At 66.7% G+C, this 16,688-nt stretch carries 7 protein-coding genes; 4 read left to right on the top strand and 3 right to left on the bottom strand.

What is annotated here, in order from left to right; genetic code table 11:
• Positions 1-50: 50 nt before the first annotated feature.
• A complete protein-coding gene (locus tag ACIGJC_RS26365; protein WP_483712383.1) occupies positions 51-779 on the bottom strand; it encodes a Crp/Fnr family transcriptional regulator in 729 nt (242 codons plus the stop codon).
• A gap of 244 nt (positions 780-1,023) precedes the next feature.
• A complete protein-coding gene (locus ACIGJC_RS26360) occupies positions 1,024-1,959 on the bottom strand; it encodes a LysR family transcriptional regulator (RefSeq protein ID WP_483712382.1) in 936 nt (311 codons plus the stop codon).
• 119 nt (positions 1,960-2,078) lie between these two features.
• Here ACIGJC_RS26360 and ACIGJC_RS26355 point away from each other — a divergent pair, with 119 nt between their 5' ends.
• The 4 genes from ACIGJC_RS26355 to ACIGJC_RS26340 all read left to right on the top strand — a co-directional run bounded on the left by ACIGJC_RS26355 (position 2,079) and on the right by ACIGJC_RS26340 (position 12,295).
• Positions 2,079-5,636, top strand: a complete 3,558-nt coding sequence (locus ACIGJC_RS26355) for an indolepyruvate ferredoxin oxidoreductase family protein (RefSeq protein ID WP_483712380.1) — start codon at positions 2,079-2,081, stop codon at positions 5,634-5,636.
• A 172-nt stretch (positions 5,637-5,808) separates the two neighbouring features.
• Positions 5,809-7,944 carry a polyphosphate kinase 1 gene (gene ppk1 / locus ACIGJC_RS26350; RefSeq protein WP_483712379.1) on the top strand — a complete coding sequence of 712 codons (2,136 nt, stop codon included), beginning with the start codon at positions 5,809-5,811 and terminating at the stop codon, positions 7,942-7,944.
• Positions 7,945-8,582: 638 nt separating this feature from the next.
• Positions 8,583-11,636, top strand: coding sequence for an ATP-binding protein (locus ACIGJC_RS26345; RefSeq protein WP_483712378.1), 3,054 nt, complete (start codon positions 8,583-8,585; stop codon positions 11,634-11,636).
• A 14-nt stretch (positions 11,637-11,650) separates the two neighbouring features.
• Entirely contained in the window at positions 11,651-12,295 is a 645-nt protein-coding gene (locus tag ACIGJC_RS26340; protein WP_483712376.1) for a response regulator, read from the top strand.
• Positions 12,296-12,394: 99 nt separating this feature from the next.
• On the opposite strand, the gene ACIGJC_RS26335 is transcribed toward ACIGJC_RS26340, so the two are convergent.
• Positions 12,395-16,672: a YadA-like family protein gene (locus ACIGJC_RS26335; protein ID WP_483712375.1), complete on the bottom strand. Its 4,278-nt coding sequence runs from the start codon at positions 16,670-16,672 to the stop codon at positions 12,395-12,397.
• Positions 16,673-16,688 lie beyond the last annotated feature (16 nt).

The following is a 16,688-nucleotide window of genomic DNA, read 5'->3' as shown; positions in this document are numbered from 1 at the left end:
CAGCTACCGCAGGCGGCGCTTGCGACAGCGCCGCCCGCCGGGCATGCCGGTCAGCGTGCCATCTCCCTGGCATCGCCGACCAGTCGCCGCACTTCCTTCGAGACGATCGTATAGGCCTCGCCGGAAATCGACTCCAGCCCGTTGCGGTCGATCACGATGATGCGGCCGCGCGTATGCTCGATCAGCCTCAGGTTCTGCAGCTTGCCCATGGCTTCGGTGACGCCTTCGCGGCGCACGCCGAGCATCTCCGCGATGCGCTGCTGCGTGATGCGCAGCTCGTTGCTCTGGAGCCGGTCCAGCGTCTGCAGGATCCAGCGGCAAAGCTGCTCCATCAGCGTCCGGTGGCAGATGCATGCCGCGGTCTGGCCGACTTGCGTCAGCAGCAGCTGCATGTACCGCATGACCAGCCGTTGCATCTGCGGCAGCCGCGGATACAGCTCGCGCAGGTCGCCGGCGGCAATGCGCCAGCTCGTGCCCGGGTGGCTGACTTCGCACCGCTGCGGCATGGATTCCGCGCCGGTCAGCGCGGGCAGGCCGATCAGGCCTTCGTTGCCGACCGCGGCCAGTTCCACGCTGGAGCCGTCCGCATGGAGCGACAGCAGCGAGACCACGCCATCTTTCGGAAAGTAGACGTGCCGCACGCGCTGCCCGGCATCGCACAGCAATTGCCCGCCACGCAGCGCCACGGCTTCGAGATATGGCTTGAGTGCCGCCCATTCCGATTCCGGAAGCTGACGCAACAGTAGGTTGTTGCCACCTGTCCTGTTCGAAGTGTCCATCCCGCGCTCCCCGTTTCCATGTTGCAAAGTTCCGATGGGTTCCTGCCGGTCTGGTGCCGGCCCGTGGGCACATTAGGCGCGTTCTGTACGACGACGAACATTGGCTGAAGGGCTTAGACCCCGTTTCACATGGCGTAAAGGCGTCGCCATTCGCCCGATGAAACGGGTTTCGGCGCCCCGCGTGCGGGTTGCGACGAAAGGTTGAGTCCCAGCCAAAGGGAGGAGGCGGCGCGCCGCCGGCCGATCAGCTGCCGCAGGCGTGGATCAGGAACTCCCGCAGCGCGTCGGCCGGCTTTTCGAGCTTGCGTCCCGGCTGCCACAGCATGCCGACCTCCATGTCCGGCACCGCGTCGGCGATGGGCCGCGCGGCGATCTGCCGGCCTTCCAGCGACCATGGGCGGTACACCATGTCGGACAGCACCGTGACGCCAAAGCCATGCGCGACCAGCCCGCGCAGCCCCTCCATCGAACTGGTGCGGAACGCGATGTTGGGCGCCAGCTTGCGGCCCCGCCAGTACCGCAGCGTGGACGACTCGGCCTCGTCCACAGTGATGAGGATGTAAGGGTAGGCCGCGATATCGCGCAAGGACGGGCGCTCGATGGCCAGCAGCGGGTGCGTGGCCGACGTCCAGAGCTGGCGCCGCGAACGGATCAGCGTGTGGCGGGCAAAGCGCTGCGGGCGCTCCAGGTTGGACAGCAGCCCGATGCCAAGCTCGATGTCCCCCGACAGCACGGCCCGCTCGATCTCGGGGCGGTCCATGTCCTGCAGGTCCAGGTCGATGTCGGGGTAGCTGGTGCGAAAGCGCGCCAGCAGGCCCGGCAAAAAGTAGCCCAGCACCGTATAGGACGCCGCCAGCCGCACGCTGCCTTTTAGCCCATACACCTGAAAACGGGGCTCGCGCAGCGCGTCCTCGACCGAGTCCAGGATCTGCCGCGCATGCTGGTGGAACAGGTGGCCTTCCGCGGTCAGCGCCACGCCGTGCGGCAGGCGGTCGAACAGGCGCACCGCCAGCCGCTGCTCCAGCGTCAGCACGGCGTTGGTAATCGCCGATTGCGACACATGCTCGGCGGTCGCGGCCATCGAAAACTGGCCTGTTTCCGCCGCCGCGACGAAGTAGCGGAACTGCCGCAAGGTGATTTCCTTGGCCAGCCGTTCCGGCGTCTCGCGTGCCTTTGCCATGGTCATTGCTCCGGTATTCGTTTGTCGGATATCAGCTCTCGGATTTCATGATTTTACGATATCGATGGCGCTTCCTACACTGCCACGAATAACTTCGACATCCCCGGAGAGAGACACCCATGAATGCCCCGCTGCCACAAGCCCTGCGTGAGGCCCTGGCCAACGCCAGCCTGGACGACAAATACACCCTGGAAAAAGGCCGCGTCTACCTGAGCGGCACCCAGGCGCTGGTGCGCCTGCCCATGCTGCAGAAGGCGCGCGACCGTGCCGCCGGCCTCAATACGGCGGGCTTTATTTCGGGCTACCGCGGTTCGCCGCTGGGCGCCGTCGACCAGGCGCTGTGGAAGGCCAAGGCGCACCTGGCCGCCAGCGACGTGGTGTTCCAGCCCGGCGTCAACGAAGACCTCGCCGCCACGGCCGTGTGGGGCAGCCAGCAGGTCAACCTGTTCCCCGGCGCGACGCGCGACGGCGTGTTCTCGATGTGGTACGGCAAGGGACCCGGCGTGGACCGCTCCATGGATGTGCTCAAGCACGCCAACTCGGCCGGCTCGTCGCGCCACGGCGGCGTGCTGCTGCTGGCCGGCGACGACCATGCGGCCAAGTCTTCCACGGTGGCGCACCAGTCGGAGCACGTGCTGCTGTCCGCGGGCATTCCGGTGCTGTACCCGTCCAATGTGCAGGAATACCTGGACTACGGGCTGCATGGCTGGGCCATGAGCCGCTACTCGGGGCTGTGGGTGTCGATGAAATGCGTGACGGACGTGGTGGAAAGCACGGCCTCCGTCGATATCGATCCGGACCGCGTGCAGGTCGTACTACCCGATGATGTCACGATGCCGGAGGGCGGCCTCAATATCCGCTGGCCGGATACGCCGCTGCAGCAGGAAGCGCGCCTGCTCGACCACAAGTGGTATGCCGCGCTGGCCTATGTGCGGGCCAACAAGCTCAACCGCGTCGTGCTCGATTCGCCCAACGCGCGCTTCGGCATCATGACCGCGGGCAAGGCCTACCTCGACGTGCGCCAGGCGCTGGTCGACCTTGGGCTGGACGACGACACCTGCCAGCGCGTCGGCATCCGCGTCTACAAGGTCGGCTGCGTGTGGCCGCTCGAGGCGCACGGCGCGCGCGAGTTCGCGACCGGGCTGGACGAGATCCTGGTGGTCGAAGAGAAGCGCCAGATCATGGAGTACGCGCTCAAGGAAGAGCTGTACAACTGGCGCGACGACGTGCGGCCGAAGGTTTATGGCAAGTTCGACCAGCGCGGCAATGACGGCGGCGAGTGGTCGGTGCCGCGCGGCAACTGGCTGCTGCCCGCGCACTATGAACTGTCGCCGGCGCTGATCGCCAAGGCCATCGCCCGGCGCCTGGAGCGCTTCGATTTGCCCGAAGAGGTGCGCGCGCGCATCGCGGCGCGCGTGGCGCTGATCGAAACCAAGGAGCGCGAGGCCGCCCAGCCGCGGCTCGCCGTCGAACGCAAGCCATGGTTTTGCTCGGGCTGCCCGCACAACACCTCCACGCGCGTGCCCGAAGGCTCGCGCGCGCTGGCTGGCATCGGTTGCCACTACATGACGCTGTGGATGGACCGCAATACCGACACCTTCAGCCAGATGGGCGGCGAAGGCGTGGCGTGGACGGGCCAGATGCACTTCACGAACGACAAGCACGTGTTCGCCAACCTCGGCGACGGCACGTACTTCCACTCGGGCCTGCTCGCCATTCGCGCGTCGATTGCCGCCAGCGCCAATATCACCTACAAGATCCTGTTCAACGACGCGGTGGCGATGACGGGCGGGCAACCGATCGACGGCGTGCTGACCGTGCCGCAGATCGCCCACCAGGTCCTGGCCGAAGGCGCGAAGAAGCTCGTGGTCGTCACCGACGAGCCCGACAAGTACGGCAATGGCGGCATGCTGCCGGCCGGCGTGACGGTGTTCCACCGCGACCAGCTCGACCAGGTCCAGCTGGACCTGCGTGCGACCGAGGGCGTCACCATCCTGATCTACGACCAGACCTGCGCCACGGAAAAGCGCCGTCGCCGCAAGCGCGGCACCTATCCGGACCCGGCTCGCCGCGCCTTCATCAACGACGCGGTCTGCGAAGGATGCGGCGATTGCTCGGCCAAGTCGAACTGCCTGTCGGTGGAGCCACTGGAAACCGAGCTGGGCACCAAGCGCAAGATCAACCAGTCGTCGTGCAACAAGGACTTCTCGTGCGTCAACGGCTTCTGCCCGAGCTTTGTCACCGCCGAGGGCGCGCAGGTGCGCAAGCCGGCCGCCGCGGGCGGCAAGGGCACGGGCGCTGATTTCGACGCGCTGCCGCTGCCCGTGCTGCCGGCGCTGGAGCGTCCGTATGGCGTGCTGGTGACCGGCGTGGGCGGCACTGGCGTGGTCACCATCGGGGGGCTGCTGGGTATGGCTGCGCATCTCGAACGCAAGGGCGTGACCGTACTCGACATGGCCGGCCTGGCGCAGAAGGGCGGCGCGGTGATCAGCCACGTGCAGATCGCCCCGAGTCCGGCCGCGCTGCATGCGACGCGCATTGCCACCGGCGACGCGCGGCTCGTGATCGGCGGCGATGCCATCGTCTCCGCATCGGCGGACGTGCTGTCCAAGGTCCGCCACGGCGTGACCGCGGCCGTCGTCAACAGCGCCAACACGCCGACCGCCGAATTCATCAAGAACCCGAAGTGGAAGTTCCCGGGCGCCAACGCGGAACAGGACCTGCGTGCCAGCGCCGGCGAGGCATGCGCGTTCGTCGATGCCAGCGCCTGGGCGGTCACGCTGCTGGCGGATGCCATCTATTCCAACCCGCTGCTGCTGGGCTTTGCGTGGCAGAAGGGCTGGGTTCCGCTGCTGCGCGACAGCCTGCTGCGAGCAATCGAACTCAACGGCGTGTCGGTGGAGAAGAACCGTCTCGCGTTCGAATGGGGCCGCTATCTCGCGCATCACGGCGAGGCGGCGGTGCGTGCCATGCTGCCGACCGCGCCGCGCGAGCAGGTGGTTGCCATGCCGCAGACGCTCGACAACCTGATCCGCAAGCGTGAAGCGATGCTGACCGACTACCAGAACGCCGCCTATGCGGGCCGTTACCGCGATGCGGTAGAGCGCATCCGCGCGGCCGAGCAGAAGCTTGGCGGCGGCCGCAAGCTGGCGCTGACCGAGGCCGTGGCGCGCAATCTTGCCAAGCTGATGGCCTACAAGGACGAGTACGAAGTCGCGCGTCTCTACACCGATCCCGCCTTCCTCGACAAGCTGCGCGCGCAGTTCGAAGGCGAGCCCGGCCGCGACTACCAGCTCAACTTCTGGCTCGCGCCGCCGCTGACGGCGAAGACCGACGAAAAGGGCCGCCTGCTCAAGCGTCGCTTTGGCCCGCGCACCATGTCGGCGTTCCGCCTGCTGGCACGCCTGAAGGGTTTGCGCGGCACCGCGCTCGATGTGTTCGGCAAGACCGCCGAGCGCCGCGCCGAACGGCAACTGGTTGCCGACTACATGGCGATGGTCGGCGAGTTCGCGCAATCGCTGAGCCATGACCGGCTCGACACCGCGATTGCGCTGGCAACGCTGCCCGACGACATCCGTGGCTTCGGCCACGTGAAGGAAGGCAACATGCATGCCGCGGCCGCAAAGCGCGAGGCACTGCTTGCGCAGTATCGCGCGGGCACACGCCTGGCGGCGTGACGGGTAAAGACCGCCGCCTTGTGCGGCGGTCTTTTTTTCCGTCGAGACGGAAAGTGACTTGCCGGTTACGCCGGCGGAACAGCCCACAGCCAACCAAATCAAATCCCAAATCCCCCATCGCCGTGAACTAGAATCCATTGAAACCCCTCCGGCACCACGTCCCCGGTCCCAAATGGAAGACGACGCGATTCCTTCACGGAGCACGCTGCCGCCGGCAGCCAATATCGACGGCCCTCCTGCCCCGGACGCATCGTCCACCTGGCAAAACGGCAACGCCCTGTTCGTCAATCGGGAACTGAGCCAGCTGGAATTCAACCGGCGCGTGCTGATGCAGGCCGCCGACCCCGACACGCCGTTGCTCGAACGCCTGCGCTTCCTGTGCATCTTCAGCAGCAACCTGGACGAGTTCTACGAGATCCGCGTGGCGGGCCTGAAGGAACAATGCCTGGTCCAGTCGCCGGTCAGCGGCCCCGATGGCCTGTCCCCGCAGACGCTCTACGACCTGGTGAACGCCCGGGTACGCGAACTGGTCGCGCTGCAGTACCAGATGCTCAACGACGTCCTGATTCCCGCGCTCGCCGCCGAGCAGGTCTGCTTCCTGCGGCGGCCGACCTGGAACGCGGCGCAGGCGGAATGGATCCGCGAGTATTTCTTCAATGAACTGATGCCCGTGCTGACGCCGATCGGGCTGGACCCCGCGCATCCGTTTCCGCGCGTGCTGAACAAGAGCCTGAATTTCGCGGTGGAACTCGACGGCAAGGACGCGTTCGGCCGCCGCTCGGGCAACGCCATCGTGCAGGCGCCGCGTGCATTGCCGCGCGTCATCGCGCTGCCGCCCGAAGTGGCCGGGTGCCGGCATGGCTTTGTGTTCCTGTCCTCGATCCTGCACGCGCATGTCGGCGAATTGTTCAGCGGCATGACGGTGCGCGGCTGCTACCAGTTCCGCGTGACGCGCAACAGCGAGCTGTTCGTGGACGAAGAGGAGATCAAGAACCTGCGCGAAGCGCTGCAGGGCGAGCTGCCGCAGCGCCATTTCGGCGACGCCCTGCGGCTTGAAGTCGCGGACAACTGCTCGCCGCCGGTGACCTTGTTCCTGCAGCAGCAGTTCGGCCTGTCGGCCAAGGAGGTGTTCTCGGTCAATGGGCCGGTCAACCTGGTGCGGATGCTGCAGGTGCCCGAAGCGGTCGACCGCCCCGATCTCAAGTACCCGCCTTTCCGCCCGGGCTTGCCAAAGGGACTGCAGCCGCAGGCCGACATGTTCCGCGCCATCCGCGAAGCCGACATCCTGCTGCATCACCCGTTCCAGTCGTTTGCGCCGGTGGTGGATTTTGTCCGGCAGGCCGCGCAGGACCCGGATGTCGTGGCGATCCGCCAGACCGTCTATCGCGCGGGCCATGATTCGGTGCTGTTGTCCGCGCTGACCGATGCGGCGCGCAAGGGCAAGGAAGTCACCGCGGTCGTGGAGCTGCTGGCGCGCTTTGACGAAGAGGCCAATATCGGCTGGGCCGCGCAGCTCGAAGAGGCGGGCGCGCATGTGGTCTACGGCGTGGTCGGCTACAAGGCGCATGCCAAGATGGTGCTGGTGGTCAGGCGCGAAGGCGGACGCCTGCGGCACTATGCGCATCTCGGGACGGGCAACTACCACAGCCAGACCACGCGCTTCTACACCGATTTCGGCTTGATGACCTGCCATCCGGAGATCACGCAGGATGTCGCCAATGTCTTTGGCCAGCTGACCGGGCTGGGGCAGATCAGCAAGACCGCCCATGTCTGGCAGTCGCCGTTCACCCTGCACAAGTCCCTGCTGCAGGCCATCCGGCGCGAGGCCGAGCATGCACGCGCGGGGCGCAAGGGCTGGATCATCGCGAAGATGAATGCGCTGCTAGAGCCGGGGCTGATCCAGGCGCTCTACGATGCCTCGCGCGATGGCGTGCGCGTCGACCTGATCGTGCGCGGCGCCTGCGCGTTGCGGCCGGGCGTGCCGGGTCTCTCGGAGAGCATCAGCGTGCGCTCCGTGATCGGCCGCTTCCTCGAGCACTCCCGGATCTTCTACTTCCACAACGACAAGGCCGAAGACGTCATGCTCTCCAGTGCCGACTGGATGGACCGCAACCTGTTCCGGCGCATCGAAGTCTGCTTTCCGGTGCTGGACGCGCGCCTCCGGAAGCGGGTGATCGCCGAAGGCCTGAAGCCCTATCTGCGCGACAAGCGCGAGGCCTGGGAAATGGAAGCGGACGGGACCTACCGGCGCCGCCGTTCGCGGGAGGGCGAATCCGCGCAGGGATTCCTGCTGGCAAGCCTCACCTGAACGGGTGAGTCGGCGGCTTCCCTTCCGCAATACCTTTCAATCCCCTCCCAACCCCGCACCGATTACTGACGCACCGCAAGGCATCCCCAAGCCGCAGTCCTAGAATGGCTGCCGGCTTTTCCCCACTTTACGTCGACGATCCATTACCGGACTGATTCGACGCTCGCTTCCCATTTCTTCGCCGGCATGGTTCGACTGCAACGACAACCCATCGCAAGGCGATCCTGTTTCCATGTCATCGCATCGATGTCGTCGGGCCGCGCAGGTTTTTTCCCTTTCGCACGACCTGTGGTCCATGGCGCAGGCCGCACCGATACGCGTCCGGACTGCATCAGAAATGTCTGAAGAATCGAATTCCTTCTATATCCGGTGGCGATGTGCCAGGCCTAGACTTTTCCACGCAATTGCCAGGATCCGCGACAACAGCGGCGTCCCATCTCGCACCGGGTAGAAGACGCGCGCGGCGCGCGCGGAATTCGCATCAGCACAAGCCAGCGCGCAAGCCAGCCACGTCCTGATGCCACGCCGCCGGCCAGGAGGGGATTGCCCGGCCAAATCGTGACGCTGCCATGCGCGCGGTACGCGCGTACCGCGCCGGCTTGCGTCACCCGCGAATTCTTGCCACCCGTAAGGAAGTCATGGAAACAGAGGGAAACCGCCTGGGGCTGAATCTCGGTCAAGCGTTGTCGGCCGGCGCGTTGTGCATGTTCCTGCTGGCCGAAGCGGCGCAGGCCGTCGACGTGGGAGGCGGCATGGCAGGCCGCGAGATCGCCGCGCAGCGCGCCACATGGCGCCTGCTCCGTGACGCATGGCCGCTGCTGTTGCCCGCGCTTGGGCTCTGCCTGGTCCTGGCGGTCGGCTATGTGCGCACGCGCCGGCTGGTCGCGCAGCGCGCGAAGGCGGAAGGCAAGCTCGGCTATGAACTCGCGCTCAAGGAAGCCCTGCTGGCGAGCCTGCCCGAGCCCGTGGCGGCCAAAGGCCCGGACCTGCGCTACATGGAACTCAATCCGGCATTCGAGCGCTTCTTCGGCGTGGTGAAAGCCGATGCCGTGGGCAGGCATGCCCTGGAGGTCGGGCATCTGCGCGACCGGATGAGCGGCGAGCTCCTGGCCCTGCAGGATGAAGCCATGCGGACCATGGCGCCACGCCAGATGCATCTGCACATGCAGAACGCGGCCGGCCAGTTGCGGCGCGTGAACTTCTGGGCCTTGCCGTTCCGCAACCCGGATGGCACGCCGGGCGGCATCGTGACCGTGCATTTCGACGTGACGGACATCGATGAATCGCGCGAGCGCGCGCAAGCGTTCGAGCGCCGCCTGCAGGACGTGGTCGACAGCCTGCCCGTGACCGTGTTCCAGAGCCGCTTGCGAACCGGCGACCTGGACAGCGACTGGGACGTGACGTATGCCGCCGGCGATGGCACGGGGCTGGACATCGATACCGCCCGCGCGCTCGGCGCTGGCTCGCCGGCCCAATCGGGGGTCTGCCCGGAGGACCATCCGCGCCTGCGTGCCGCGATCCTGGAAAGTGCCCGCACCGGCCAGCCCCTGGATATTGCGGGACGCCTGAAGCGGGGGGCGGAACTGCGGTGGATTCAGGCCCGCGCCACGCCCAGGCGCGAGGGAACCTTCACGGTGTGGAATGGCGTGATCCTCGACGTCACCGAACAGCATCGCCAGGCCGACGCGCTGCATGAGGCCAAGGACGCGGCCGAGTCCGCCCTGCGCGCCAAGGAAGGATTCCTCGCCATGATGAGCCACGAGATCCGCACGCCGATGAACGGCATCCTGGGACTGGTGGAATTGCTGCAGAACTCGGGGTTGGCGCCCGAACAGCAACGCCTGCTCGCGCTGGCACAGGAATCCGGCCAGGCTCTCGCGCAGATCCTCGACGATATCCTGGACTACGCCAAGATCGAAGCCGGGCGCCTGGCGATCGTGCCGGCGCCGCTGGACCTGCGTGACCTGGTGGACAGCGTCGCATCGCCGCTGATGCCGCAGGCGCAGAAGAAGGGCCTGCAGATGCGCCTCTGCGTCAGTCCGGAGGTCCCGGCCACGGTACGCGCCGACGGCATCCGGATGCGCCAGATCCTGTTCAATTTGCTGGGCAACGCCATCAAGTTCACCGATCGCGGCAGTGTTGCGCTGCGCGTCACGGTCGAGACCTGCGTGGATGACATCGCGGGGGTGCTGGTGGAGGTGCGCGACACTGGCATCGGCATGGCAAAGGCCGACATGCAGCGGCTTTTCACGCCGTTCGTGCAGGTCGAGCGCAGTTCCACACGCCGCTTTGGCGGCACTGGACTCGGGCTGGCCATCTCGCGCAACCTGGCGGCCATGATGGGCGGCAGCCTGGCGCTGGAGAGCGAGGAGGGCACCGGCACCACGGCGGTACTGCGCGTGCCGTGCACGATCCTGTGCCAGCGCTACGACCTGCCATGTCTGCGGGAGCGCAAGGTGGCCGTCCGTGTGCGCGACCCCGACATCGCCCAGGCGCTGTTGGCCCATGTCCGGACCGCGGGCATGGTCCCGCTGGCGGGGCACGTCGACGCCGGGCAGGCCGCGATCGTGCTGGCCGATGCCGACCGCGGCCCGGTGCTGGCGGACAGCGCCGATCCGCGCCTGGTCCTGGTGACGACGAAGTGGAAGCCGCTCGGCTTCCGCGCCGATGAGCAGGACAGTGTGCGGCTGAGCGTGAATCCGCTGCGTTGGGCTGCGTTCCTCGGCGCGGTGGAGCGCGCGCTGGAACGCCAGGCGGCCGCGCCGGCTGTCGCTGGCGATGCCGGCCCTGTGCATGGGACAGCCGCATCGGGCACGCGAAAGCGCTGGCGCATCCTCGTGGCCGAGGACCATTGCATCAACCAGGAAGTCATTCGGCAGCAACTCGTGCTCCTCGGCCACTTGCCGACGGTGGTGGATAACGGCGAGGCCGCGCTGCAGGCATTGGAGGCCGGCGCGTTCGACCTGGTGCTGACGGACCTGCATCTGCCGGTCATGGACGGCTTTGCGCTGACGCGGGCCATCCGCAGCAGCCAGGACGCCACGCTGCGTGGGCTGCCCGTGGTGGGCATTACCGCGACCACGGTGCCGGAGGAACACCGGCGCGGCTTCGACGCGGGCATGAATGCGTGCGTGCTGAAGCCGGTCACGCTGGCCTCGCTGCAGGCAGGCCTGTCGGATGCGATGAACGCGCGCGGCGGTGCGCGCGCGCCGATCGGCACCGCTCGGCAGGAGGCCGACCACACGGGCTGCCTCCGCTTCGATGCCACGCTGGTGCGGCGCGAAGACCTGCTGGACGTGCTGCATCCGGGGGCCGGCGATGCCGGGTTGCAGGCCTGCGTCGCGGCGCTCGCGGGCGATCGGGAGACGCTGGCCGATTGCGTGGCCCGGGGAGCGATCAAGGCATTAAGGCCGTGGTGCCACCGCATGCGCGGCGCGCTGTCCGTGTTCGGTCAACCGCACCTCGACGAGATCATGGACCGCTTTCGGCGTGCCGTGCAGGCCGGTGACGTCGGCCAGGTGCGCACCGCCAGCGTGCCGGTGCTGGCGGCGATCGCCTACCTGATCGAAGCCCTGGGCGTGGACGACGGCGCCACGGGGCCTGCGCGCGGGCCGTTGCATTGCCGCGACTGCGAGCGACTGCGCGATGCCTGTCCCGGCGGCGGCAATCGCGGGGGCGACGTTGTATCTTGAGATAGGGAATAGCGATGGCAATCAGGGTAATACTGGCGGACGATCATCCGCTGATCATCTTCGGCGTACGGCAGACGCTGGCCGCGGCCACGGGTATCCGGGTCGTGGCGGATGCCTCGAACCCGAGGGCGCTATTCGATCTGTTGCGCACCGTACCGTGCGATGTGCTGGTGACCGACTTCTCCATGCCTTGCGGCGACTCGCCTGATGGCCTGGCGATGCTGACTACGCTGCGTACGCGCTTTCCGCACGTCCGGGTCGTGGTCCTGACCATGCTGGAGAACCCGGGGCTGATGGTCAGCATGCAGGACGTCGGCGTGCTGGGCATCGTCAACAAGCGAGATGACTTGTCGGAACTACCGGCCGTAATCGTGGCGGCATACAGGCGCCGCAGGCTGCTGAGCACGTCCGCGCGTGTGGATTTGGCGCGCTGGGAGAACGAGATGCTGCAGAGACAGTCGAGCCGCTGCCTCAGCCCGCGTGAAATGGAAGTGGTGCGCATGTACGTCAAAGGGATGACGACGACCCAGGTGGCGCGGTACCTTCATCGCAGCGTCAATACGGTGAGTACGCAGAAAACCAATGCCATGCGTAAGTTGGGGCTGTCTAATGATGCGGAGTTGTTTGATTATGCGCAGGAGCATGGGTTGAAGGCATAGGGTTTGGGCGATGACTGGGTCATCGCCGCAGAACCCTGCCGGCTCTGCTCTCTCCCATCCTTCAGGAGACGGCAGCACTCCCCCAAAAAAACGATCCCGTTACCAGTGGAATCCCGCTCCAACCGTCGCCCCCACATTCCTCCGCGAGTTGGTAGTCACCCCGCCCTTGAACACCCACTTCCCGGAATCCGACAGCTTCGACACCCCGAGCGCGAGCGCTGACTGGCCGCTGTAGGTGCTGCCCGCCAGGGCAACCATGCCCTTGCCCGGCAATACCGCCTGCGGCAGTCCCGCCAGCGCCATGGCCGACGCGGTGCCGGCGTTGGCATCACGCTGCACGCCGTCAACCCGGTTGTTCAGGTTAGTGATGGACTGCGTATTCCCACCAACCTGCTGGTTCAGGTTGGCAATGTCCTGCGTGTTCTCATCCACCTTCTGGTTCGTTGCGTACAACTGCGAACCGTTGACCGCGTCGGTACTCTCCGCGCCGAGGCGCCCGGCCGCGACATTGCTCACGGTGCGCTCGTTGCCAGCCGAGCCCACGCTGACCGTGCTGGTCGCGCTGCCTCCGGCGAACCGGTAAATGGTGCCGCCCACCACGCCGCTGGCCGTAGCCACTGCCGCCGATGTGACCGATCCCGCGCCAAGTGCCACGCTGTTGGCATCCGATGCCACGGCATTGCGGCCGAGCGCGAGCGCGCTGTCGCCGGTTGCCCTGGCGTCATAGCCCACCGCCGTCGATCCCTGTCCCTGGGCATAGGCATCCGCCTGCGCCAGCCCGGTGTCGTTGGTGCGGACGTAGCGGATGCCGCGCCCGTTCTGCTCGGTGTACTCGGTCGACTGGTCGCCGGCGAAGTTGTTGATGACCGCGTTGGTCTCGTTGAGCTGCGACATGTTCACGACGTCGCTGTCGTTGACGCCGCGCGCCACGTTGGTGATCCTTGTGCCGCCAGTCTTTGTCACCGAGTTGTACGTGTCGCCGCCCATCGTCACGCTGTTGTAGTTGACGGTGCCATCCGCATTGATGTCGTACTTGACCGCGCCCTGGTCGAGGTTCGAGATGTTCGAGGAAATCTGATCGATGGCCGCGTTGGTCGCGGCCAGTTGGGAGCCGTTGACGGCATCGGTACTGTCGGCGCTGATGCGACCGGCAGCCACGTTGGTGATGGTGCGCTCGGCGCCGACGTCGCCGACGCTGACCGTGCTGGTCGGCGCGGTGCCCGCGAAGGTGTAGTCCTTGCCGGCGATCGTCACGCCCGTGGTGGCTACCGCGGCAGCGGTGACGGAGCCCGCTCCGAGTGCCACATCGCCCGCATTGGCGGCGACGCTGTTGTGGCCGATTGCCACCGCATCCGCCGCGGCCGCATTGCTGTCGCGGCCCATGGCCACGGCGCTGTCACCGTTCGCCTGCGCGTTGTAGCCAACGGCGGTGGAGGCCTGTCCCCGGGCGTGGGCGTCGGCTTGCGGCAAGCCCGTGTCATTGGTGCGGACGTAGCGAATGCCGCGGCCATTCTCTTCCGTGTACGTCGTCGACTGGTCGCCTGCGAAGTTTTCGACCGTGTTGGTGATGCTGGTCACGTCAGCCTTGACTTCATTCAGCTGTGACACGTTCACCGCATCGCTGTCCGCCACGCCGCGCGCCACGTTGGTGACCTTCGTGCCGCCGGTCTTGGTTACCGGGTTGTACGTGCTGCCGGCCATCGTCACGCTGTTGTAGTTCACGGTGCCATCCGCAAGCCGGTCGTACTTCACTGCGCCCTGGTCCAGGTCCTCGATGGCCTGGTTGGTGGCGTAGAGCTGCGAGCCGTTGATGGCATCGGTGCTGGTGGCGCTGATGCGGCCGGCGGCCACATTGGTGACGGTGCGCTCGGCGCCGATGTCGCCAACGCTGACGGTGCTGGTCGGGGCGATGCCCGCGAAGGTGTAGTCCTTGCCGGCAATGGTCGTACCCGTCGTCGCAACCGCCGCCTGCGTAACGGCGCCCGCGCCGAGCGCGACGTCGTTGTCGCTGGCCGCCACGGCATTGCGGCCAAGCGCCAGCGCGTTGCCGCCGAGCGCCACGGCGTTGTAGCCAAGCGCCGACGAGCCGATGCCCCGAGCATGCGCATCGTCCAGCGGCAGGCCGCTGTCGTTGGTGCGCACATAGCGGATGCCGCGTCCGTTATGGTCGATATACGTATCGGACTGGTCGCCGGCGAAGTTGTTGATGATGGCGTTGGTCTCGTTGAGCTGCGACATGTTGACGGCGTCGCTGTCATCCACGCCGCGCGCGACGTTGACGATCTTCGTGCCGCCGGTCTTGGTCACCGCGTTGTAGGTGTCGCCGGCCAGCGTGATGCTGTTGTAGTTGACGGTGCCATCGGGATTGACGTCGTACTTGACCGAGCCTGCATCGCTCGCGGTGATCTTGCCGTCGAGTGATTTGAGCTGGCTCACGTTCACCGCATCGGTGTCGGCCGCGCCGGCTGCGAGATGGGTGATACGGCGCTCGGCGCCGGCGGAGCCGACGGAAACCTCTCCCGCGGGCGCCAGGCCAGCGAGCACGTAAGCGCTGTCCGGGTTGTACGCGGCAGCCGACAGGTCGGCCGTGGTAGTGCTGCTCGCGCCGATCGCCACGCTGTTGGCTGCCGTGGCGGCCGCGTTGCGACCAAGCGCCAGCGCGTCCGCCCCGGTTGCCGTCGCCTGGTAGCCGACCGCGGTCGAGCCCTGGCCCTGGGCGTAGGCGTCGGCGATCGGCAGGCCTGCGTCGTTGGTACGCACATAGCGGATGCCACGGCCATTGATGGTCGTGTTGGTGGTCGACTGATCGCCCGCGAAGTTGTTCACGGTGTCGCCGAGGTTCGTCACCGCCTGGTTGGTCTCGTTGAGCTGCGACATGTTGACGGCGTCGCTGTCGTTCACGCCGCGCGCGACGTTGACGATCTTCGTGCCGCCGGTCCTGGTCGTCGCGTTGTAGGGATCTCCGCCCAGCGTCACGCTGTTGTGGGTGCTGTCGTCATACATGACGGCATCGGCCGTGGCAGCCTGGAGCTGGCTGACATTGACGGCATCCGTGGCCGCCGTGCCGGCGGTGACGCCGGTGATCTTGCCGCTGCCCTCATCGTTGATGGTGATATTGCCGAACTTCGGCGCGTCGGCCATCTGCAGGCTGAGCGAGCCCGTCGGGTCGGTGACGGTCTTCAGATTGGCGCCCGAGTAGCTGCCTGTGGTCGTGGCGACGCCGGTGATGGCGAGCGTATCGCCAAGGTGCCGGTCGACGCTGGCGCCGCTGTTGCCGCTGAAGCGGATGGGCTTGTCCAGTTCCTGCGCCACGGCATACAGTTGCGAGCCGTTGATCGCGTCGGCGCTGGCGGCACCGATCTGGCCGGCCGCGACGTTCTGGATCTGCCGCGGAGCCGCCGTGGAACCGACGCTCAGCACATCGCCCGCCGCCGGTGCCGCGCCGGCAAAGGTGTGCGCAACCCCATTCACGGTCATGCCGGCCATGGGGGTGGCGGCGGACACCGTCGAGTTGTTGCCCAGCACGACGGCGCCATTCAGGCCGGCCGGTACCGACACGTTGTTGCCGACGACGAAGGCGTTGTCGGCATCGATGGTGTTGTCATTGCCCAGCGCATAGCTGCCGGTGCCGGTGACATGGTTCGGGTCGCCGATCGCGCCGGACTTGTCGCCGGTCACGATGTTCCGCGAGCCAATACTGATGGACCGGACGCCCAGTGCCTGTGCGGCCTTGCCAATGGCAATGGCTTCGGTGTTCCTGGACATTGCGCCATCGCCGACCGCGACGGAAGACGTGCCGCTGGCGAACGCATAGTCGCCCAATGCGAGCGACTCATCGCCGGCCGCGGCAGACAGCACGCCCAGGGCGACGGACGAGTTGTGCGAGGCAACCGCTCCGCGGCCCATGGCGACGCTGTAGCTGCCGGTGGCAAATGCCGCGGTGCCTACCGCGGTGCCATCGTAGCCCGCTGACGAATCCACGCCGATGGCAACCGCACCGTCACCAGAAGCGCTGGTGTTGCTGCCGAGCAAGGTCACGCCGGCATTCTGGTTGGCGTTGGCGTTGTTGCCGACGATGACCGAGCCCCCGCCTGGCAGTGGATTGCCCCAGGGGTCCGTTGTCATGGTGGGGTAAAAGTAGGTGGGATACGAGATGCCTGCTGCGTTGTCGCCGATGACCAGGTCGCTGGAGCTGCCGGTGGCATTGTTGCCAATGGTATCGAACGCGAATGCGCACGGCGTGGCAACGCTGGCTAAGATGGCGAGCGCGGAGGCTGCGATGCTTCGCGATGACTTTGCGCGCCCCTTGGCGGTCTCGGGCGCCGCCACCCATGTACCGGTCGATGCGTTGAAAACGCTGCGATATGTCTTGTTCATGATGAGATTCCTGATT

It is taken from the genome of Cupriavidus sp. C3SS-1, assembly GCF_057073755.1.
The sequence above is the reverse complement of the archived record's forward strand: the minus strand, read 5'-3'. Positions and strand labels throughout refer to the sequence as shown.